This is a genomic window from Microbacterium sp. Ld4 (assembly GCF_045066555.1).
Taxonomy (GTDB): Bacteria; Actinomycetota; Actinomycetes; order Actinomycetales; family Microbacteriaceae; genus Microbacterium.
Genome location: NZ_JBISHE010000009.1, coordinates 61,252 through 82,602 on the forward strand (window position 1 = coordinate 61,252; position 21,351 = coordinate 82,602).

The window sequence follows — 21,351 nt, forward strand, 5'->3', positions numbered from 1 at the left end:
CCGAGGCTAATGCACAACGTCGAAGACTCCACGCCCACCGCGGCGGCTGCCTACCGCGAGAGATTGAGCCCGTCGCTGTGGCTCCTCGTGAGCGCCGCCGTCTGCGCGCCGATGGCCGCGGTCGTCTTCGCCCCGCTCGACGGGACGGTCGCACTGGCGGTGGGGCTCATCGTCGGCGTCGCGATCGTCGCCTGCCTGATCGCATCGGCGCCGACCGTGTCTGTGCAGGCCGGCATCCTGCGCGTCGGTCGAGCCCGCATCCCGGTGTCGGAGCTCGGCTCTCCCGAGGTGCTGCGCGAGGACGAGGCCCGCGCCGCCCGCGGCCGCGATCTCGGCCGCGGCGACTGGCACCTGTTCCGCGGCGGGGTCGACGGCGTCGTCCGCGTTCCCGTCACAGACACAGACGACCCCACGACGCGGTGGGTGTTCTCGTCTCGCACACCCGATCGGGTTGCGGCGATGATCACCCGCGCGCAGCGGGGTCGCTGAGGTTATCGTCGCGTCGCGATCAGGCGGCGCACTCGGTGCAGATCGCGCCGGACGCGCTCTGGTGGTCGATCTGGGTGCGGTGCTTCACGAGGAAGCATTCGACGCACGTGAACTCGTCCTCCTGCGGGGGCAGGACGACGACGTCGAGATCGACATCCGAGAGGTCAGCTCCGGGAAGCTCGAATCCGGTGGGGTTGTCGGAATCGTCGACGTCCACCGATCCAGAGAGCTTGTCCGGGACGCGTTCCTTGAGAGCCTCGATCGACTCGCTGTCGTCTTCGGTCTTGCGGGGGGCGTCGTAGTCCGTGGCCATTCGAGGATGTCTCAACTTTCGGGGTGTTGCTGTGTGATGTCGCCCGTTCGGGCGGCCACAGTTTGCATCACGGGCTGGTGAATCGCAAATGAGCGACCAGCCCGACGCCTCTTTTCAGGGGCACGCCTGCGCAAACTCGCGGCGCGCCCACGATATTCCCGGTGCTCGACACCCCGCGTGCGAGCATGGGTCGACACGCTGGATCTGGAGGATGTTCGTATGGAGCAGCTCAAAGTCATCGGCACCGAAGACGGTCGTTTGATGCTCGCCACCGAGTCGGGCGACCGCTTTTCGCTCGCCGTAGACGAAGGCTTGCGCGCGCACCTGCGCCGCCTGCAGCGCGACGCCGAGCCCCGCACGACGAGGCCGAACCCCCGCGACATCCAGGCGCACATCCGCGCCGGAATGTCCGCTGAGGACGTCGCCTCCCTGCTCGGAGTCCGCGTCGAGGACGTGCAGCGCTTCGAGGGGCCCGTCCTCGCCGAGCGCGAGCACGTGGTCGGCCAGGCACTCGCGGTCACCGTCCTCATCGGCGGAGAACTCGACCCGGGTGCGCAGCCGACCTTCGGCAACGCGGTCCGCGCGAAGCTCGCCGAGGCCGGCGCGACCGGTGAGCGGTGGACGAGCTGGCGCGACCAGAACGGCTGGGTCGTCAAGCTCGAGTTCACGGCGAACGACGTAGACCACGATGCGCGGTGGAGCTTCGACCCGCGTCGATCCACCCTGTCGCCCCAGAACGCCGACGCCGTGCAGCTCTCCCGCCAGGGTTCGCTTCCCGAGGGACTCATCCCCCGACTCCGCGCACTCGATTCCTCACCACTCAAGGACTCGTCGCGCTTCGACAGCGGGACGTTCGGCCTTCGTGGTCTCGGCGAGCCGGATGCCGACATCGAGAGCCCTGAGGTGAGGGAGTCCTCCTCCCCCGCCGTGCAGCATGCCGCCATCAAGCGCGCCCCTGACGCGCCCGTCACCTCGGCGGAGACAGCAGACCTCCTCGAGGCCCTCCGCCGTCGACGGGGACAGCGCGAGCCCATGCCGGAGGCGGGTGGTCGCGAAGAGCGCGCGCAGAGCCCGGTGGCCCTGTTCGATGCGCTCGAGCCGGGCTACGAGACGACCGATGTCGCCGACGAGACGCCTGCCGAGCCCGAGCCGACGGACGCACCGGTCGAGCAGACGCGTCGCAAGGGACGCACGTCGATGCCGTCCTGGGATGAGATCGTCTTCGGCGCCCGCACCGAAGACGGCTGACCGCCTCAGCCCGCGAAGGCGCCGAGGCGCACGAGCGGGACCACCCGTTCCTGATCGGTCAGCGATCCGTGCTGACCGATCATGTTCTGCGGCTTCTTGTCGTGCTCTCGATCGTCGTAGTAGGCGACGGACGCGCGCGCCGCGACGAGGACGTCGCCGATCCGGCCCCGCACCTCGTCGTCGACCGGCCCGAACAGTCCTGCCTCGACAGCTTCCCGCTGGGTCATGATCCAGGCGCGCGCCGACTCGGCATCCCGCCAGCGGGAGGCGACCGATTCGGCGGCGCCCTCCTCGGCGTAGAGGTGCAGCATGCGTGGCTCGCCGCCGACGAGCCTCACGCCCGCCCAGAGCGGATCGCCCTCGCCGAGGAGGATCTGCCGGTGGCGAGGCACGTCGACGATCCCGTGATCGGCGGTGACGAGCGCGCCCGCCGCTGACCCGATCCCGGCGTGGAGGGACCGTGCTGCCCCGTCGACGGTCTCGAGCGCCGCCGACCATTCGTCGCTCTCCCAGCCGCGGGCGTGCGCGATGGTGTCGAGCTCGGGTACGTACGCGTAGATGAGGGCTCCCGGATGCCGCGTGGCGAGGTCGGCCGCGACCTCGACCCGCTCCGCGATGCTCGCGGCTGCGACGAACTCCGCCCCGCGCTGGAGCGCCTGCGTGAAGCCCGTGCGCGCGTACTGCGCGCGCGAGACGACGAAGCACGGCCGCCCCTGCGCGGCCTCGCGCTCGAAGATCGGTGTCGAGCGCTGCCAGGTCAGGGGGTCGAGACCATCGCTCTCCCACCCTTTGAGCTGATTGGGCACGACATCGGTACCGGGGATGCGGGTCCGGTAGCCCACCAGTCCGTGGCGCCCCGGCATCTCGCCGGTGAGAAGGCTCGTGAGCGCGACCGCCGTCGTCGCCGGGAAGACCGTGCGCGCGGCATCCTTTTTCGTCATCTGCGAGGTGAGGAACCGCGCATGGCCGGCACGCGCGGTGAGGTTGGCCCGGCCGAGCCCGTCTACGAGCAGGACGACGGCGGATCGCGCGGGACGGAACCACCCGTCCCGACCCTCCAGAGCCGCCAGAACATGCGGAACGACACCGGTGAGGCTCCGGGCCGAAGGCGGGTCCACGGGTAGGCTGAGAGACATCCGGGCCAGTCTCCCACACGGGTCGACCGATGCCGCCGGAACCCCCGCACCCGAGACCGATCGAGGACATGGCCGCTTCGCGCACCCCCACTCCGCCCCCCGCCGTCGAGCGCATCGAAGATGTCGAGCTCGCCGACGAGATGCAGGGGTCGTTCCTGGAGTACGCGTACTCGGTCATCTACTCCCGTGCGCTGCCCGACGCCCGCGACGGGCTCAAGCCGGTGCAGCGACGCATCCTCTATCAGATGTCCGACATGGGACTGCGTCCCGACCGCGGGCATGTGAAGAGCGCGCGCGTCGTCGGCGAGGTCATGGGGAAGCTCCACCCTCATGGCGACTCGGCGATCTACGACGCCCTCGTCCGTCTCGCGCAAGGATTCGCACTCCGCGTGCCCCTCGTCGACGGTCACGGTAACTTCGGCTCACTCGACGATGGTCCCGCTGCGGCGCGGTACACCGAGGCACGCCTCGCTCCGGCCGCCCTCGCCCTGACGGAGAACCTCGACGAGGACGTCGTCGACTTCATCCCCAACTACGACGGGCAGTTCCAGCAGCCGGAGGTGCTCTCGGCAGCGTTCCCGAACCTCCTGGTCAACGGGGCCACCGGCATCGCCGTGGGCATGGCGACGAACATGGCCCCGCACAACCTCATCGAGGTCGTGTCCGCCGCCGTGCACCTGCTCGAGCACCCGGACGCCACCCTCGACGAGCTCATGGAGTTCGTGCCCGGACCCGATCTTCCCGGCGGCGGTGTGATCGTCGGGCTCGACGGCATCAAAGAGGCGTACGAGAGCGGCCGCGGATCGTTCCGCACGCGCGCGAAGACGTCCATCGAGCCGCTCGGACCCCGTCGGACCGGCATCGTGGTGACCGAGTTCCCCTACATGGTCGGCCCCGAGCGCGTCATGGTGAAGATCCGCGAAGCCGTGACCGCGAAGAAGCTCACCGGCATCTCCGACATCACCGACCTGACCGATCACCATCACGGTCTCCGACTCGTGATCGGCATCAAGACCGGCTTCGACCCGAACGCCGTTCTCGAGCAGCTCTACCGGCTGACCCCGCTCGAAGAGTCGTTCGGCATCAACAACGTCGCCCTGGTCGGCGGTCAGCCGCAGACGCTGGGCCTCAAGGAACTGCTGCGGGTCTATCTCGATCACCGGATCCAGGTCGTGACGCGCCGAAGCCGATACCGGCTTGCGCGCAAGCAGGAGCGCCTCCACCTCGTCGAGGGACTGCTGATCGCGATCCTCGACATCGACGAGGTCATCCAGGTCATCCGCGCGTCGGATGACAGCGAACAGGCCCGCACCCGACTGATCGACGTCTTCGATCTCACCCAGGTGCAGGCCGAGTACATCCTCGAGCTGCGGCTTCGGCGTCTGACCCGGTTCTCGCGGGTCGAGCTCGAAGCCGAGCGCGATGCCATCACGGCCGAGATCGCGGCCCTCGAGGAACTCCTCGCCAGCGACGTGCTCCTCCGCAGGCAGGTCGCCACCGAGCTCAACGCCGCCGCCGACGCGTTCGGCACCCCGCGCCGCACCCTCCTGCTCAACGGCGGCCCGGTGACGGCGCGCGGCCGCGCCGCTGCTCCCGCCGATCTCCAGATCGCCGACGCACCATGCCGGGTGTTCCTCTCTGCCAGCGGCCGGATGGTGCGCGCAGAGCTCGTCGCGGATGCTCCCCGGGGCGGCATCGTCGCCCCGGCTCGCCGGTCGAAGCACGACGCCATCCGCTCGGCAGTCGATGCGACCACGCGCGGCGACCTCGGCGCGGTGACGACGAGTGGCCGCCTGGTGCGCTTCTCCCCCGTCGACCTGCCGTCTGTCCCCGCGAACTCGGTTCAGCTGGGCGCCGGAACGCGCGCCGACTCGTACCTCGGCCTCTCGGGCTCCGAGCACATCGTCGCCATCGTCCCGCTGCACGAGGGAACGCTGATCGCCCTCGGCACCGCGGACGGCGTCGTCAAGCGCGTGGCGGCGACCGAGCTGCCCGCGGGCAAACACGACGTCGAGATCATCTCCCTCAAGCCGGGCGACACCGTCGTGGGCGCCGATGTGGCCGGCGAGGGCGCCGAGCTGGTCTTCGTCTCGAGCGACGCGCAACTCCTCCGTTTCGATGCGGCATCCGTCCGCCCGCAGGGGCGAGCCGCCGGCGGCATGGCGGGGATCCGCCTCTCCCCCGGTGCGAAGGCGATCCACTTCACTGCGGTGACCGCCACCGACGACACCGTCGTGGCAACGGTCGCGGGCGCCTCACTGGCCCTCCCTGGGACGGATGCCGGCTCCGGCAAGGTCTCGGCCTTCTCGGAGTTCCCGGCGAAGGGGCGCGCGACCGGCGGCGTCCGCGCACAACGCTTCCTCCGATTCGAGGACGTCCTGACGATCGCCTGGATCGGGGACAACCCCCGAGCCGTCGGCACCGACGGTTCGGTCCGCGCCCTTCCCGAGACCGGTGCGAAGCGGGATGCCTCGGGGCAGCCGCTCGACGCCGTGATCGGCGCCATCGGAACCACCGTCGTCTGAGAGCGCGATCGTGGCCGGTCGGGGGATCTACGTCGAGATCGACATCGATGCCTCGCTCGACGCCGTCTGGGACCTGACGCAGTCGCCAGAGCAGCATCCTCGGTGGGATGTGCGGTTCTCCCGAATCACGCCGACGGGACTCACACCGGCCGGCGCCACCGCCTTCACCTACACGAGGCGAATCCCCTTCCACACGATCGCGGGAACGGGAGTGAGCATGGGCGAGCGTCGGCGGCCCGACGGCACGCGCACCTCCGCACTCCGCTTCAGCACCCGGGACAGGCTGTCACCCCTCCGCGACGGCCGCGGGTACTGGCGGTACGAGCCGCAACCCGACGGTCGGGTGAGGTTCACAACGGGATACGACTACCGCGCAGGCTGGGGGCTCGCCGATCTCGTCGTCCGGCCGCTCGTCGGCTGGGCGACTGCATGGAGTTTCGACCGCCTCCGCATCTGGGCGGAGACCGGCACCGCACCCGAACGGTGGCCGCTCCTGTCGGTTCTCGCCTGGTGGCGACCAGACCGACCGCGAGCCGCGCGATGCCGGCGCCGACCGCGCCGAGGACGCGCGCTCTCTCAGGCCCCTCCGACATTGGACGAACTGCAGGAGGACGGATGACGTCGATGTTCGCAGGAGTGATGGGCAGCGATTTCGCCCGGCTCCATCCGCAGCTGCAACGGCGCTTCGGGGTCGGGCTGTCCGCCGGCGAAGCCTGCGTGGGAACGGGGGTGATGACCGACATCCGCCGAGGACCGTGGTGGACGGTGCCCTTCCTCCAGATCGGCCGGCTTCGCAACATCCTCATTCCGAGTGTCGGCGAAGACGTGCCGTTCGTCATCTCCAACTACCCCTACCGCGACCCGCTGGGGCGCGAGACGGTCACGTTCGTCCGTGAGTACCGGCTGGCGGGGCGGGAGCACCGGTTCGACGCGACGATGATCGAGCACGGCGGCAGGATCGTCGACTACTTGGGCACACATCAGCATCTCGCGGTCGATCTGGATCTGCGCGCAGAACCCGACGGTTCGCTCCTCCTCACCAGCGGCGAGCAACGGTTCTACGAGGGCCCTCTCGGCTTCCGCTTCCCGCTCGGCATGAGCGGAAGGGCGACGCTCCGCGAGCGGTACGACGACGCGAAGGGGCGGTTCGAGGTCGACATGCGGATCGACAACGACCGATGGGGCTTCCTCTTCGGCTATCGCGGGTGGTTCACCTGCGAATGGATGCCGGTGGTCGACGCCCCCGCGCGGTACAAGCCCGTGCGACACCAGCGCCGCACCTGACGGCGGTCGAGGTCAGCTGCGAAGCTTCGCCGCGGCGTAGGCGACGACCGCGTTCGCGTGCCCGTGGCCGAGCCCGTGCTCGCTCTTCAGGAGCGAGACGACCTCCATGTGGCTCCGGGTGTCGAGCGCGTCGGCCGCGAGATCGAGCCAGTGCTGCACCGGCTGCCCATAGGTCTTCTCGATGCTCGCGAAGTACGACGCCGGCCCCTTGGGCTTCTCACCCTCGGCGAAGACGGGCGCGGGGACACGGTGGGTCGGCATGCCGGAAGGATATCGCGTCGGGTCAGACGTCGATACGTTCGCGGTCCAGCCGCTCGCTCGAGGTGACGATGAAGTCCCTGCGCGGAGCGACCTCACTGCCCATCAAGAGCTCGAAGACGGTGGCTGCCGCTTCGGCATCCTGCACCCGGACGCGACGGAGGGTGCGCCCCGCGCGGTCCATGGTCGTCCCTGCGAGCTGGTTCGCGTCCATCTCACCGAGCCCCTTGTAGCGCTGGACCGGTTCCTGCCACCGCTTGCCCGACTTGGTGAGCTTGGCGAGGAGCGTGTGCAATTCCTTCTCGCTGTAGGTGTAGACGGTGTCGTTGGGCTTCGACCCGGGGTTGACCACGATCACCCGGTGCAGCGGCGGCACGGCGGCGTAGACACGGCCGGCCTCGACGAGCGGGCGCATGTAGCGGAAGAAGAGCGTGAGCAGCAGGGTTCGGATGTGCGCGCCGTCGACATCGGCGTCGCTCATCAGGATGATCTTGCCGTAGCGGGCCGCCTCGAGGTCGAATGACCGACCCGAACCCGCCCCGATCACCTGGATGATCGCCGCGCACTCGGCGTTCGACAGCATGTCGCTCATCGACGCCTTCTGCACGTTGAGGATCTTCCCTCGGATGGGCAGCAGCGCCTGATACTCGCTGTTGCGTGCGTGCTTGGCCGTGCCGAGGGCGGAGTCACCCTCGACGATGAACAGTTCCGAGTCTGCGACGTCGTTGGTCCGGCAATCGGCGAGCTTCGCGGGCAGTGAAGACGACTCCAGCGCGTTCTTACGGCGCTGCGTCTCTTTGTGGGTGCGCGCGGAGATGCGCGCCTTCATCTCGGAGACGACTTTGTCGAGCAGGAGGCCCGACTGCGCCTTGTCGTCTCGCTTGGCGGAGGAGAACAGTGCGGCGAGCTCTTTCGTGACGACGGATGCCACGATGTTGCGGACCGCGGGAGTGCCGAGGATCTCCTTGGTCTGGCCCTCGAACTGGGGCTCGGGCAGCCGGACGGTGAGAACCGCCGACATCCCCGCGAGGATGTCGTCCTTCTCGATCTTCTCGCCGGCGCCGACCTTGAGCTTGCGCGCGTTCGCCTCGACCTGGCCGCGGATGACCTTCATGAGACCCTGCTCGAATCCCTGCTGGTGGGTGCCGCCCTTCGGCGTCGCGATGATGTTCACGAACGACCGGCTGACGGTCTCGTATCCCGTGCCCCAGCGGAGGGCCACGTCGACGTGGCACTCGCGTTCGACCTCGGTGGGGATCATGGCGCCGGCGGCCTGCAGCACGGGCACCGTCTCGGTGAACGTCCCGGTACCGGTGAGACGCCACGTGTCGGTGATCGGCGCGTCCGGCGCGAGGAACTCCGCGAATTCGGAGATGCCGCCGTCGTAGCGGAAGCTCGTCTCGATCGCCTCGTCGCCGCGCTGGTCGAGGATCACGATCTCGAGCCCCGGCACCAGGAACGCCGTCTGACGCGCGCGCTGCTCGAGTTCGCCCAGATCGAAGGCGGCATCCTTGGTGAAGATCTGTCGATCCGCCCAGTAGCGGATCCGCGTTCCGGTGACGCCCTTGGGAGCCTTGCCCGCGACCCGCAGCTCGCTCGCCTTCTCGAACGGGCGGAAGTCGGAGTCGGGGCCGTCGCCGCCGAACGTGCCCGGTTCGCCGCGGTGGAACGACATCGCGTACGTCTTTCCGGCGCGATCGACCTCGACGTCGAGCCGCTCGGAGAGCGCGTTGACGACCGAGGCTCCGACGCCGTGCAGACCGCCGGATGCCGCGTAGGACCCGCCGCCGAACTTGCCACCGGCATGGAGTTTCGTGAAGACGACCTCCACGCCGGTGAGGCCCGTGCGGGGCTCGACGTCGACGGGGATGCCGCGCGCGCGGTCGCGGACTTCGACGCTGCCGTCGGCGTGGAGCAGGATCTCGATACGCGAGCCGTGCCCGCCGAGCGCCTCATCGACGGAGTTGTCGATGATCTCCCAGAGGCAGTGCATCAGGCCGCGCGAGTCGGTCGAGCCGATGTACATGCCGGGACGCTTGCGGACGGCCTCGAGACCCTCGAGCACCTGCAGGTGGTGGGCGGAATACTCGGATGTCACAATCTCCGAGCCTATCCGGGGCCCGCGACACCGGCCGGTCCGACACACACCGTGCGAGCGTCCGTCACAGGGCCGTCGCCGCGGACCGTACGCGCAGAGCGAAATGTCATCGAATGGCGGCATACCTGCAACGTGGGCGTGGTTGTATGACATGACTGAACAAGCGTCACGAGGACTAGAGGAGGCACCTGACATGAGCACGTCGACAACCACAGAGCCTGGAGCAGTCCTCGAGCACCGTCTCACGGCGATGGATCGCTGCGACTCCTGCGGAGCGCAGGCGTACATCGCCGCAGAGGTCAACGGCAGCGAGCTGCTCTTCTGCGCTCACCACGGCCGCAAGTACGAAGAGAAGCTCCGCGCCGTCGCGACCAGCTGGCACGACGAGACTGCGAAGCTGTCCGAAGCCGTCTGAGACGCCACGCACTGCACGAAGGCCCCCACCTCTCGGTGGGGGCCTTCGTCGTCGCCGGCGCGGGACGACGCGTCAGAATCCGACCGCGGCCCGGTAGACCGGGAGAAGTCCTTCGCGGACGCCCGACGCCGACGGCTTCGGCTGGAAGACACTCGAGTTGTGGTTGCCCTCGATGACCACCGGCCCCGCCGGGGTGAGCGCGATGTCCCACCCGACGTAGGGAGCCTCGGGCGTCCGGCGTGCGAGGGATGCCGTGAGGTCCAGCACCCGGTCGTACATCGGCACCCGGAATCCGACGATCGGCATGCCCGTCACGGGATGCTCCGCGTACACGTTGCTGTTCTTGTCGACGCCCGGGTACATCGCCACACCCTCATCGTCGAGCATCGTGAACATCCCGCCGGAGGCGAAGTTGTCGATGACGTCGCCGTTGCCGATACGGAGGACCGCCGCGAGCAGATGCACGCGGCCTTCCGCGTCGAGGAACGTGATGAGACGAACCGTGTTCACCGCGTCCGGGTACATCGCCGACATCTCGGGATGCTGAACGATGAACTCGTCGACGACTGTCTGGCCCTTCGCCTCGACCTCGGCGCGGAACGCAGCGGCATCCGTCGACGCATCGACCTCGTGGAGATCGATGCCGCCGCCGCCCTGGCCCTCGTTGGGCTTCGTGAGGATCTTCGGGTGCCGGGAGAGGAAGGCCGCGAGCTCCGCATCGTCGACATCGCGCAGGTCGATGGTCTCGCGTCCGAGGAGGTCGGCGTACTCTCGGGCGAAGCGCCGCTTGTCTTCGAGCTTCGCGCGGCCTTCGGCCGTGTTGTACATCTTCGTGATCCGGAACGACTTCGGGTGCGTCATCCAGGTCTTCCGCTCACGCGCCGTGAGCAGGCGGATGTCCCAGACGGCGTAGTCGCGGAACGCCATGTCGTATCTGACCGAGCACCACAGCATGTCGGCGATGATCACCGGCAGGGGTGCTTTCGAGACGCGCTGGACGGTTCGGGCGAACTCGACCAGGTTGCCGGGGCGGAGCTTCCGGGCGCGGCGGATCAGGTACTGCAGGCGGACGCGGATGCGGCGCATGGCGTTCCCTCCGGGTTTCGGGGCGGGGGTCAGAAGCGCATTGCGGCGCGATAGCGGGGCAGGAGACCCTGCCGGATGCCGGAGACCGACGGCTTCGACTGGAACACCCCGGAGTTGTGGTTGCCCTCGATCACGACCGGGCCCGTCGGCGTGATCGCGACGTCCCATCCGATGTACGGGAAGGCCGGAACCCGGCGAGCCAGGGTGTCCACCAGGGCGAGGACCTCGTCGTAGAGCGGAACTTGGAAGCCGGTGATGGCGACCCCGGTCACCGGGTGCTCGGCGAAGGGGTGGCCCTCTTCGTCGCTCGCCGCGTGCAGAGCACGACCGCGCTCGTCGAGCATCGTGTACATGCCGCCGTTGCTGAAGTTGTCGATGACCCCGCCGTTGCCGATCTTCAGCACGGCAGCGAGCACGTGCACGACGCCGTCCGGGTCGCAGTACGACACCATTCGAAGCGAGTTGACACTGTCGGGGTACAGCGACGCCATGTCGGAGTGCTGCACGAGCACCTCCTCCACGAGGACCTGCCCAGCCGCGACCAGCTCCGCTCGGAACGCCTCGACGTCATCGATCTCGTCGCGGCGACGCAGTGTGATGCCGTTGCCGCCGACGCCACCCGGGTTCTTCGCGATGATCCGGTCGTGGCGATCGACGAACGCGGCGAACGCGGAGGCATCCGTCTCACGCAGATCGAGCCACTCGCGACCGAGCTCGATGCCGAAGCGCTTCGCGAACTCGAGCTTGTCGTCGAAGATCGCGCGCTGCGCGTTGTCGTTGAGCCTGCGTGACAGGTGGAAGGACTTCGGGTCGGTCATGTAGGTCGCACGCTCGCGCGCCCGGAGGATGCGGAAGTCCCACTCGGAGTAGTTCTCGAACGTCGTCTCGTACCGGACGGAGCACCACGCCATATCGGCCACGACCCACCAGAGCGGGGCCTTCGTCAACCGCGCCGACTGGCGAGCGAACTGCAGCACCCGGTCGGTGTCGAAGTTGACGATCCGGCGCACGAAGAAGCGCCCGCGACGGTAGAGCCGATGCACCGCTCCCACGCTCACGCCTCCGAACGGCGGATGATCCCGAGCGGCGTGGACTGGTGTCCCTGGCCGAGGGGGTTGTCCGACAGGATCCGCACGAGACGCTGCTCGCCCGCGCGATCGAGCGTCGAGCCGAGGATGTTGCCGCCGATGTCGTTGATGTCGACGACGGCGACCTCGACACCCGCGATCAACCGGGAGTGGATCCGAGCGGCGACGCCGGCCGGATCGGTGGGGCCGAGCACGACAGCCTTGTTGTACGGGGGAATTGTGTGCGGTGTCGGGCCGTCGATCGACCGCGCCTTGTCTCCGGCGATGCGGTAGAAGTCGCCGCGTCGGCCGAAGAGCTTCGTCACGGCCGCGACACCGGCCGCGAAGACGATGCGCGGGGTGCCGCACTCGCGCAGAGCCATCTCCATCGTCTCGGGCATGCCGAGGCCGATGCCGTACTTCGTCTTCACGACGTAGCGCGAGAGGAAGCGCGCGAGCGGACGCGGAGTGATCTCGTCGACCAGGTACGACCGCCCCTGCGTGATCGCGACGATCTTCTCGGTGACGAAGAGGAGGTCGCCGGGCTGCACCTGCGAGGCGGCGTATTCGTCGATGATCGCGTCGATGTCATCGCCGGGCATGACGACCCGCGTTCGGATGGGGATCCGGGCGTAGGTCTCGCCGTCGATCGCTCGCGTGAGCTGCTTGCCCTCGTTCGCGTCGCCGCTCATTCGAGGTAGTCCCGGAGCGACTGCGAACGCGACGGGTGCCGCAGCTTCGCCATCGTCTTGGACTCGATCTGACGGATGCGCTCGCGCGTCACGCCGAACGTGTCGCCGATCTGGTCGAGGGTCTTGGGCTGACCGTCGCCCAGGCCGAAGCGCATGCGGATCACACCGGCCTCACGCTCGGAGAGCGAGTCGAGGAGCGACTCCAGCTGACGCTGCAGCATCGTGAACCCGACGGCGTCCGCCGGGACGACCGCCTCGGTGTCCTCGATGAGGTCGCCGAACTCGCTGTCGCCGTCCTCGCCCAGCGGGGTGTGCAGCGAGATGGGCTCGCGACCGTACTTCTGGACCTCGATGACCTTCTCGGGAGTCATGTCGAGCTCGCGGCTGAGCTCTTCGGGAGTGGGCTCGCGGCCCAGGTCCTGCAGCATCTGCCGCTGCACGCGGGCGAGCTTGTTGATGACCTCGACCATGTGCACGGGGATGCGGATCGTGCGGGCCTGGTCGGCCATGGCGCGGGTGATCGCCTGGCGGATCCACCACGTCGCGTACGTCGAGAACTTGAATCCCTTGGTGTAGTCGAACTTCTCGACCGCACGGATGAGACCGAGGTTGCCCTCCTGGATCAGGTCGAGGAACTGCATGCCGCGGCCGGTGTAGCGCTTCGCGAGCGACACGACCAGTCGGAGGTTCGCTCCGAGCAGGTGGCTCTTGGCACGCTGACCGTCGCGAGCGACCCACTGCAGGTCGAGCCCGAGCTGGGCCGACTTCTCCGCGGCGGTCATGTGCGACAGCTTCTCTTCGGCGAACAGGCCCGCCTCGATGCGCATCGCGAGCTCGACCTCTTCGGCCGCGTTCAGCAGCGGAACCTTGCCGATCTGCTTGAGGTAGTCCTTGACGGGGTCGGCCGTCGCCCCGGTGATCTGGGTCGAGTAGACCGGGACCTCGTCGTCGTCCGAGGACGAGATGACGATGGCGCCCGTGGGCAGAGGCTCGGTGAAGGCCGGCTTCGTCGACTCCTCCTCGTCCTCGCCATCGGCCTTGTCGGCCTTCTTGGCGTCGTCGCCGGAATCGTCGGTGTCGACGGCGGTCTCGATGTCGGCGTCGTCGACGTCGACCTCTTCTTCGTCCTCGTCAGCGGCCTTCGCCTTCGACGCGCGGGCCTTCGCGGGCGCGGCCTTCGCAGCGGGGGCCTTCGTGGCCGCCGCCTTCTTCACTGCTGCCGCGGGCTTCTTCGCTGCGGGCTTGCGGGCCGGAGCCTTCTTCGCGGTGTCCGTCGCCGTGGCAGCGGATGCCGTGGTCTCGGCGCTGGCCGCATCGTCGACCGTGTCGGCCGCTCGTGTACGGGTGGTCCTCGTGCCTGAAGTCACGTCTCGCCTTTCACCGACGGCACTCCGCCGGGGTTCGGACACTAGTAAGACCCTTGTCAAGTCCGGCGGTGTGCGCACGAGGCGCTTCCATCGGTGACAACGGGTCGTTTGGTCCATTCTCTCATACGTCTCGGATGCATGAAGGACGCCTCTGTGTCAACACCCGGAATGGCATGAGCATTCCCTGCGAGAGCCGGTCCGCGGGGCGAACGAGGGCAGCGAAGACGCGTCAGCCGAGGCCGGGACGACGGTCGTCGTCACCCGACGGGCGGTTCGCGAGGAAGCGCTCCAGTTCGGCGGCGAGCTCGTCGGCCGAGGGAAGGTCTGCCGTGTTGATGATCGGCTGCGCCTGAGTGGATCCCGCCATGTAGGCGTCGTAGCGGTTCTCGAGGTTGTGCAGCATCGCGGTCAGCTCCTCGCTGCCCGAGACCTGGTCGTCGACCTTCTCGAGGTACTCGCGGTTCTCCTCGCGCAGCGTGTCGCTGTCGAAGAGGAGCCCGGTCGCCACCGAGATGCTGTCGAGACCGGCGATGGCCGCGGCCGGGAAGTCCGTCTCGGCGAGGTAGTGAGGGATGAGGAGGACGAATCCGGCCACCGGAGCGCCGGCCTCGGTGAGCCGGTACTCGAGCAGGTGCCCCGCCGTCGCGGGAACCTGCGTGTGGGGCTTCCACACGGAGTGGGCCTCGGTGAGGGCAGGGCGCGTGCCACTCACGGTCGTCCCGAGAGGACGGGTGTGCGGCACCGGGAGCGGTATGGCCTGCACCCACGTCACGGTGCTGACCTCCATCCCCTCGACGAGGCCGACCACCGTCTCCGCGAACGCCTCCCAGGCGAAGTCCGGCTCGTACCCTGCGAGGAGGAGGAACGGCTGGCCCAGGGTGTCGTGGGCGAGCGAGAGCTCGAGCCGAGGGGGCTGGTACTCGACGAGACGGTCCCCGTCGAAGGTGATCAGCGGTCGGCGGGCGCGATAGTCGAAGAGGACGTCCGCATTGAAGTCGACGATGGGCTCGGGCTCATGCTCGGTGCGGAGGTGATCGACGAGTCTGCTGACGGCCGAGCCGGCGTCGGTCGAACCGGTCAGCGTGACGATCAGCGGAAGACCCGCGGGGACGGCGGGGGCGGAAGCGACTCGCTCATACAGGGGGCCTGTCAGGGACATCCCTCCACTGTACGAGGCCCCGGATACGACCGGCCCGGGCGGCATCCCGCTCTGAGCGAACGCGGCATCCGTAGGATGGAGGTCATGCCGTACCCCGAGCTCTCCGTCTCCACGTCCGCGCTGCTCGACTCCGATGCGGACGCCTTCGTCCTCGCGTTGCCTCCGCTGGACGGCGCCGCCGGCGTCCTCGCGGACTGGCCCGGGCTCGAGGAGGCGCTCCGCGGAATCGGCTTCACCGGGACGGCCGGAAGCACCGTTCGCGCCTTCGCCCCCGAGTCGACGCAGACGCCGATCATCGTGGTGGGCACGGGCGCCGCTCCGCACGCGGGCGCGGTCCGCGACGCCGTCGGGGCGGCTGTGAGGACGACGACCGGCTTCGACTCGCTCGCCATCGGCGTGCCCGGCGCCGAGGCGCACTGGCGGGCCGCCGCAGAGGGCGCTGTGCTCGGCGGCTACCGGTTCGCCGGATACAAGAGGCCGTCGGATGCCGCGAAGCTCCGTGCATCGCGGGTCACCGTCCACACATCGCACCGCCCCGACGACCGCGAGATCGCCGCCGTCGCGGCGACGGGTTCGGCCGTCGCGCTCGTGAAGGACCTCGTCAACATCCCCGCGGAGTGGCTCGGGCCGGCGGACCTCGCGGACCGCGCGGCCGAGGAAGTCGCAGGGCTCCCCGTCGAGGTCGAGATCCTCGATGAGGCCCAGCTCGCCGACGGCGGTTTCGGCGGCATCCTCGGCGTGGGTCAGGGATCCGACCGCCCGCCCCGGCTCGTCCGCCTGACGTATTCGCCCGCGGACGCCACGCGCCACGTCGCTGTCGTCGGCAAGGGGATCACGTTCGACACCGGCGGGCTCTCCCTCAAACCGCCGACGTCGATGGTCGGCATGAAGTACGACATGTGCGGTGCGGCCACGGCGCTCGCCGTCGTGCGGGCCGCCGCCGAGCAGAGCCTGCCCGTCGGCGTCACCGCATGGCTGTGCATCGCGGACAACATGCCCTCCGGCAGGGCGACGCGACCGGGTGACGTACTGCGGCTGCTCGACGGCACCACCGTCGAGGTGCTCAACACCGACGCCGAGGGGCGCCTCGTGCTGGCGGACGGCCTGGTCGCGGCGAGCCGCACCCAGCCCGACGTGATCGTCGACGTCGCGACTCTCACCGGAGCCGTGAGCGTCGCCCTCGGCAACCGTCACACCGGTGTCATGGGCGACGACGCCACGGTCGCCGACTTCCTCGCCGCCTCGGATGCCGTCGACGAACTCGCCTGGCAGCTCCCCCTCCCCGCGCACATGGAGGACGAGCTCGACTCCCCCATCGCCGACCTCCAGAACGCGAAGATCGGCGACCCGTCGGGTGGGACCATGTTCGCCGCCCTCTTCCTGCGCCGGTTCGTGGGCCGGGTCGGCGACCAGCCCGAGGCACCGCGCATCCCGTGGGTGCACCTCGACATCGCCGGGAGCGGATCGACCAAGTCCGCCTACGGCGCGACCGACAAGGGCCCCACCGGGGCCACCGTGCGGTCGATCCTCGCCTTCATCGAATCGCAGACGGCGCACAGCGAACGGGCCGAGCGTTGAGCGGGGTCCACGAGGCCGATGTCGTCATCCTCGGCGGTGGCAGTGGCGGGTATGCTGCCGCGATCCGGGCGTCAGAGCTCGGCAAGTCCGTCATCCTGATCGAGAAGGACCTACTCGGCGGCACCTGCCTGCACCGTGGGTGCGTGCCGACGAAGGCGCTGCTCCACAGCGCGGAGATCGCCGATCACGTCCGCGAAGCAGCATCCGTCGGCGTCGACGCTCATCTCACCGGGATCGACCCGGCACGGGTAGCCGCCTACCGCGAGAAGATCGTCGCGAAGAAGTACAGCGGGCTGCAGAGCCTCATCTCGTCCCGCGGCATCCGCGTCGTCTCCGGCGCCGGCCGGCTCACCGCAGACCGCACCGTCACGGTCGGCGACGACGTCTACCGCGGGGCCGATGTCATCCTCGCGACCGGCGCTCAGACGCGCACCCTGCCCGGCGTCGAACTCGGTGGACGCGTCCTGACGAGCGATACGGCCCTGACTCTCGACGTGATCCCCGAGAGCGTCGTCATCCTGGGCGGCGGCGTCATCGGCGTCGAGTTCGCCAGCGTCTGGCGCTCCTTCGGCGTCGAGGTGACGATCGTGGAGGCGCTCGATCACCTCCTCCCGGCCGAGGACCTCTCCTCGAGCAAAGCACTCGAGCGCGCGTATCGTCGCCGCGGCATCCAGAGCCGGCTCGCGACCCGCTGCGAGGGTGTCACGCAGACGGATGCCGGTGTCTCCGTCGCGCTCTCCGACGGCACGTCCATCGACGCCGACTTCGTCCTCGTCGCCGTCGGTCGCGGCCCCGTCACCCATGGTCTCGGCTTCGAGGACGCCGGTGTCGCACTCGATCGTGGTTTCGTGACCGTCGATGACCGCCTGCAGACCAGCGCCGCGCACGTCTGGGCCGTCGGAGACATCGTCCCGGGCCTCCAGCTCGCCCACCGGAGCTTCCAGCAGGGCATCTTCGTCGCCGAGCAGATCGCGGGCCTCCGGCCCGTCGCCATCGTCGAGTCGACGATCCCCCGGGTCTCCTATTCGCACCCCGAGGTCGCTTCCGTCGGCCTCACCGAGGCGCAGGCCCGTGCGGTGCACGGCGACGACGTGGCGGTCTACGAGTACAACCTGGCCGGCAATGCCAAGAGCGAGATCATCGGCACCGGCGGGCTCGCGAAGGTCGTCCGGATCGTGTCGGGCCCCGTCATCGGCGTGCATCTCGTCGGCGACCGCGTCGGCGAGCTCATCACCGAGGGGCAGCTCGCCGTGGGCTGGGAGGCCCACCCCGAGGACATCGCCCCGCTCATCCACGCCCATCCCACTCAGAGCGAGGCGTTGGGCGAAGCCTTCCTCGCTCTGGCAGGCAAGCCACTTCACACCATCTGACCCCGTCGCACCCGCGACACTAAGCTAGAAAGTACATCGCACTTTCTTGAAGGAGACACAGTCATGAGCACATCCGTGGTCCTCCCCGCGCTCGGTGAGAGCGTCACCGAGGGAACGGTCACCCGCTGGCTCAAGAAGGTCGGTGACACCATCGAGGCAGACGAAGGTCTGCTCGAGATCTCGACCGACAAGGTCGACACCGAAATTCCCTCGCCCGTGAGCGGCGTCATCGAGGAGATCCTCGTCCAGGAGGACGAGACCATCGAGGTCGGTGCTGTCCTGGCGAAGATCGGCGACGGCTCCGGCGCGCCCAGCGACGAGCCGGCGCAGGATGCCGCGCCCGCTGAGGCCGCTCCGGCCGAGCAGCCGGCGCCCGCCGAGGAGCCCGCACCCACCGAGCAGGCCGCGCCCGCAGCGCAGGCCGCACCCGCTCCCGGCGGAGACGCCAAGGACGTCGTGCTGCCCGAACTGGGCGAGAGCGTGACCGAAGGCACCGTGACCCGCTGGCTCAAGAAGGTCGGCGACGAGGTCGCCGTCGACGAGCCGCTCCTCGAGATCTCGACCGACAAGGTCGACACCGAGATCCCGTCGCCGGTCGCAGGATTCCTGACCGAGATCCTCGCCCAGGAGGACGAGACCATCGAGGTCGGCGCCGTCCTGGCGCGCGTCGGTTCCGGCGCTCCCTCCGCGGAGACTCCGTCCGAGGCGCCCGCGCCTGCTCCCGCCGAGGAGAAGCCGGCTCCGGCCCCCGCCGCGGAGAAGCCCGCAGAGGCCACCCCCGCTCCCGCTCCCGCGAAGGAAGCAGAGGCACCGGCTCCGCAGGCGACGCCCGCACCCCAGGCCGCCGCTCCCGAGGCTGTCTCGGCAGACGATGACGGAGTCACCTACGTGACCCCGCTCGTCCGCCGTCTCGCGCAGCAGCACGGTGTCGACCTGAACTCGGTCACCGGCAGCGGTGTCGGTGGACGCATTCGCAAGGAAGACGTCCTCAAGGCCGCGGAGGCCGCCAAGGCGCCCGCCGCAGCGTCGACCTCTGCCGCTGCCCCGTCGGCGCCCGCCGCACCTGCCGAGATCGAGGTGTCCCCGCTCCGCGGCACGACCCAGAAGATGTCGCGTCTGCGGAAGGTCCTCGCCAGCCGCGCCGTCGAGTCGATGCAGCAGACCGCGCAGCTCACGACGGTCGTCGAGGTCGACGTGACCAAGCTCGCGAACTACCGCGACCAGGTCAAGAACTCGTTCCTCGAGAAGACGGGCGACAAGCTGTCGTTCCTGCCCTTCTTCGCCCTCGCGGCGGCCGAGGCTCTGAAGTCGTTCCCGATCATCAACGCCACGGTCGACGGCGACGAGATCGTCTACCCGGCGTCGGAGAACCTCTCCATCGCGGTCGACACGGAGCGAGGGCTTCTCACTCCCGTGCTGCGGGATGCCGGTGACAAGACGGTCGCTCAGATCGCCCATGAGATCGCCGACCTCGCGGACCGTACGCGCAACAACAAGCTGAAGCCCGACGAGCTCGCCGGCGGCACCTTCACGCTGACGAACACGGGTTCGCGCGGGGCGCTCTTCGACACCCCCGTGGTCTTCCTGCCCCAGTCGGCGATCCTCGGCACGGGTGTGGTCGTGAAGCGTCCGGGTCTCGTGTCGGTGGACGGCAAGGACGCGATCGCGATCCGCTCGTACGTCTACCTCGCCCTGTCGTACGACCACCGGGTCATCGACGGCGCGGACGCTGCCCGCTTCCTGGGCGCGGTGAAGAAGCGCCTCGAGTCGGCTCAGTTCGAGGGTCAGCTCGGCGCCTGACACCGAGATGCATCATGGCTGGTCCGCGAGGTCGTACACCTCGCGGACCAGCCATTGCTTTTCGTCCTGCACGATGACGATGATCTGCGTGGCATCCGATGACGTCGCGCGCAGCGCCGCCACGCCGCCGTACTCGTCGACGACCTCGAGCCGGTAGTCCCCCCGGGCTGCGGGGATGGCGCGAGCGGCCGCGGGATCCTCCCAGAGATCGCCTTCACATGCTGCCTCTGCACATGCCACCGCGGCGTCGACGAGAGTGCGTCCGATGCCGACGAGACCCGGCTCAGACGGATCGGCCGCTCGGGGGGTCGCCGACGCGGAAGCATCCGCCTCGACCGGCGCGGCAGGTGCCGGCGCAGGAGAGCTCTTCGCCGCGGCGATACTCGCCCCCTCCTCCGCAGGCCACAGCGCGCCGACGACCAGCACCACCGCAGCGGCCCCGAGGCCGACCATGACGACCCCGCGACGTCCGCGGCGATGCGGCGTCGGATCCACGACGGGTCCTGTCGCGGCACGGCGCCGCGCCGCAGCGGCCGCCCGAGAGGATGGGAGCGCTCGACGCGACGGGCGCGAGCTCGCACGGGACCGATCCCGTCCCGCCCCACGCCGGCGCCGGGACGCCTGGCGGGTCGAAGAGCGGTGCGAGCGCTGGAGCAGAACGGCGCCGAGTGCGCCCCGCACGCGCATCGCGAGGTCGGTGTCGACCAGCCGGGCCACCGCGTCGAGCACGAGGCCCCGGCCTGCAGGCTCCGCATCCGAGCTGCCGGCGGCCGACCGCGTCTCGCCCGAGCGAGGGGTCGGAGGTGACCCGCTCGACGTGTCGCCGGTCAGCGGGCCGGGTGCGGACACCGCGAACAGGGCTTCTTCGAGCGCGTCGGAATCTCGACGGAGCGACCGGTCCTCTCCGAGTGCCGCAGCCACTCGCTGAAGAACCGTCGCGAGCGGCGCGTCGGCGAACGCGCCGGACATCTGCTCGAGCGCCGCGACGGCGCCGGGTCGCCAGGGGATCGAGCCGGTCAGGGCGAGGACGGGGCGCCCGGCGGACGTCACCCACCATGTGCCGTTGGCCGCTTCCAAGGCGTCGGCTTCGACGGCTGCGCGCAGGGCACTGACAGCGACGGTGACCGCGGCTCCCGGAGTGCGCGCTGCGCCGCGCTCGAGGGCGGCCTCGAGTCGCTCGCTGCAGTGCGGAAGGGCGACACGCGGGCCCTCGGGGGTGCGCGCGGCGTCGACCGGGGCGAGCAGATGCTCGGCGCCCGCCGCCGCCCACGCCGGCGAGAGGCCGAACGCCTCGGCATCCGTCCACAGGAGAGGCGGATCACCCGCCCGCAGCGTTCCCGAGAAGGGCGACTCCGGCGGGGCCAGGGTTCGCAGCTCGGGCGGCAGGTCGAGGGTGACGGCGTCCATTCCCCCACCCTCGACGCCCCGCGTCCCGATCGGCGCGGCTCCCCGCGTTCGGTGCAGGG

General features: G+C 69.5%; 19 protein-coding genes. 9 read left to right on the forward strand and 10 right to left on the reverse strand.

Annotated features, from left to right (window positions below):
- Positions 1-9: 9 nt before the first annotated feature.
- Positions 10-489 (forward strand): DUF3093 domain-containing protein, encoded by a 480-nt coding sequence (locus tag ACJJV7_RS04280; protein ID WP_405372911.1) that lies wholly within the window; start codon positions 10-12, stop codon positions 487-489.
- Between the two features lie 19 nt (positions 490-508).
- Here ACJJV7_RS04280 and ACJJV7_RS04285 read toward each other — a convergent pair whose 3' ends face one another.
- The gene (locus tag ACJJV7_RS04285) at positions 509-802 is read right to left on the reverse strand and encodes a DUF4193 domain-containing protein (RefSeq protein WP_405372910.1); all 294 of its coding nucleotides are present in this window, start codon (positions 800-802) and stop codon (positions 509-511) included.
- A gap of 219 nt (positions 803-1,021) precedes the next feature.
- Between ACJJV7_RS04285 and sepH the strand changes: the two genes are divergently transcribed.
- Complete coding sequence (gene sepH / locus ACJJV7_RS04290; protein WP_405372909.1) at positions 1,022-2,050, forward strand: septation protein SepH; 1,029 nt, start codon at positions 1,022-1,024, stop codon at positions 2,048-2,050.
- 5 nt (positions 2,051-2,055) lie between these two features.
- Here sepH and ACJJV7_RS04295 read toward each other — a convergent pair whose 3' ends face one another.
- The gene (locus tag ACJJV7_RS04295; RefSeq protein ID WP_405372908.1) at positions 2,056-3,186 is read right to left on the reverse strand and encodes an alkaline phosphatase family protein; all 1,131 of its coding nucleotides are present in this window, start codon (positions 3,184-3,186) and stop codon (positions 2,056-2,058) included.
- 68 nt (positions 3,187-3,254) lie between these two features.
- Between ACJJV7_RS04295 and ACJJV7_RS04300 the strand changes: the two genes are divergently transcribed.
- The 3 genes from ACJJV7_RS04300 to ACJJV7_RS04310 are packed head-to-tail and all read left to right on the forward strand — an operon-like array spanning position 3,255 to position 6,995.
- The gene (locus ACJJV7_RS04300) at positions 3,255-5,711 is read left to right on the forward strand and encodes a DNA topoisomerase (ATP-hydrolyzing) subunit A (protein WP_405372907.1); all 2,457 of its coding nucleotides are present in this window, start codon (positions 3,255-3,257) and stop codon (positions 5,709-5,711) included.
- 10 nt (positions 5,712-5,721) lie between these two features.
- The gene (locus ACJJV7_RS04305; protein ID WP_405372906.1) at positions 5,722-6,330 is read left to right on the forward strand and encodes an SRPBCC family protein; all 609 of its coding nucleotides are present in this window, start codon (positions 5,722-5,724) and stop codon (positions 6,328-6,330) included.
- Complete coding sequence (locus ACJJV7_RS04310) at positions 6,327-6,995, forward strand: DUF4166 domain-containing protein (RefSeq protein WP_405372905.1); 669 nt, start codon at positions 6,327-6,329, stop codon at positions 6,993-6,995. Before ACJJV7_RS04305 ends, ACJJV7_RS04310 begins: the two co-directional genes overlap by 4 nt.
- A gap of 12 nt (positions 6,996-7,007) precedes the next feature.
- Here ACJJV7_RS04310 and ACJJV7_RS04315 read toward each other — a convergent pair whose 3' ends face one another.
- Together ACJJV7_RS04315 and ACJJV7_RS04320 are read right to left on the reverse strand one after the other, a co-directional pair.
- On the reverse strand, positions 7,008-7,256 hold the full coding sequence (locus ACJJV7_RS04315; protein WP_405372904.1) for a DUF4287 domain-containing protein: 249 nt from the start codon (positions 7,254-7,256) through the stop codon (positions 7,008-7,010).
- Between the two features lie 22 nt (positions 7,257-7,278).
- Complete coding sequence (locus ACJJV7_RS04320; RefSeq protein WP_405372969.1) at positions 7,279-9,354, reverse strand: type IIA DNA topoisomerase subunit B; 2,076 nt, start codon at positions 9,352-9,354, stop codon at positions 7,279-7,281.
- A 190-nt stretch (positions 9,355-9,544) separates the two neighbouring features.
- On the opposite strand from ACJJV7_RS04320, the gene ACJJV7_RS04325 reads away from it, so the two are divergent.
- Positions 9,545-9,766 carry a hypothetical protein gene (locus ACJJV7_RS04325; protein ID WP_405372903.1) on the forward strand — a complete coding sequence of 74 codons (222 nt, stop codon included), beginning with the start codon at positions 9,545-9,547 and terminating at the stop codon, positions 9,764-9,766.
- A gap of 72 nt (positions 9,767-9,838) precedes the next feature.
- On the opposite strand, the gene ACJJV7_RS04330 is transcribed toward ACJJV7_RS04325, so the two are convergent.
- From ACJJV7_RS04330 to ACJJV7_RS04350, 5 genes are all read right to left on the reverse strand, one after another.
- Positions 9,839-10,852 carry a sugar-transfer associated ATP-grasp domain-containing protein gene (locus tag ACJJV7_RS04330; RefSeq protein ID WP_405372902.1) on the reverse strand — a complete coding sequence of 338 codons (1,014 nt, stop codon included), beginning with the start codon at positions 10,850-10,852 and terminating at the stop codon, positions 9,839-9,841.
- A gap of 29 nt (positions 10,853-10,881) precedes the next feature.
- Positions 10,882-11,904 (reverse strand): sugar-transfer associated ATP-grasp domain-containing protein, encoded by a 1,023-nt coding sequence (locus ACJJV7_RS04335; RefSeq protein ID WP_405467820.1) that lies wholly within the window; start codon positions 11,902-11,904, stop codon positions 10,882-10,884.
- Between the two features lie 2 nt (positions 11,905-11,906).
- On the reverse strand, positions 11,907-12,611 hold the full coding sequence (locus ACJJV7_RS04340) for a coenzyme F420-0:L-glutamate ligase (RefSeq protein WP_405372900.1): 705 nt from the start codon (positions 12,609-12,611) through the stop codon (positions 11,907-11,909).
- Positions 12,608-13,978 (reverse strand): RNA polymerase sigma factor, encoded by a 1,371-nt coding sequence (locus ACJJV7_RS04345; RefSeq protein WP_405372899.1) that lies wholly within the window; start codon positions 13,976-13,978, stop codon positions 12,608-12,610. The genes ACJJV7_RS04340 and ACJJV7_RS04345 overlap by 4 nt, the downstream gene beginning before the upstream one ends.
- A gap of 229 nt (positions 13,979-14,207) precedes the next feature.
- Complete coding sequence (locus ACJJV7_RS04350) at positions 14,208-15,137, reverse strand: proteasome assembly chaperone family protein (protein WP_405372898.1); 930 nt, start codon at positions 15,135-15,137, stop codon at positions 14,208-14,210.
- Positions 15,138-15,221: 84 nt separating this feature from the next.
- On the opposite strand from ACJJV7_RS04350, the gene ACJJV7_RS04355 reads away from it, so the two are divergent.
- From ACJJV7_RS04355 to sucB, 3 genes are all read left to right on the forward strand, one after another.
- Positions 15,222-16,715, forward strand: a complete 1,494-nt coding sequence (locus tag ACJJV7_RS04355; protein WP_405372897.1) for a leucyl aminopeptidase — start codon at positions 15,222-15,224, stop codon at positions 16,713-16,715.
- Positions 16,712-18,085, forward strand: a complete 1,374-nt coding sequence (gene lpdA / locus ACJJV7_RS04360; protein WP_405372896.1) for a dihydrolipoyl dehydrogenase — start codon at positions 16,712-16,714, stop codon at positions 18,083-18,085. The genes ACJJV7_RS04355 and lpdA overlap by 4 nt, the downstream gene beginning before the upstream one ends.
- Before the next feature lie 63 nt (positions 18,086-18,148).
- A complete protein-coding gene (gene sucB / locus ACJJV7_RS04365) occupies positions 18,149-19,885 on the forward strand; it encodes a 2-oxoglutarate dehydrogenase, E2 component, dihydrolipoamide succinyltransferase (RefSeq protein WP_405372895.1) in 1,737 nt (578 codons plus the stop codon).
- 12 nt (positions 19,886-19,897) lie between these two features.
- On the opposite strand, the gene ACJJV7_RS04370 is transcribed toward sucB, so the two are convergent.
- A complete protein-coding gene (locus tag ACJJV7_RS04370; protein WP_405372894.1) occupies positions 19,898-21,292 on the reverse strand; it encodes a hypothetical protein in 1,395 nt (464 codons plus the stop codon).
- Positions 21,293-21,351: the final 59 nt, after the last annotated feature.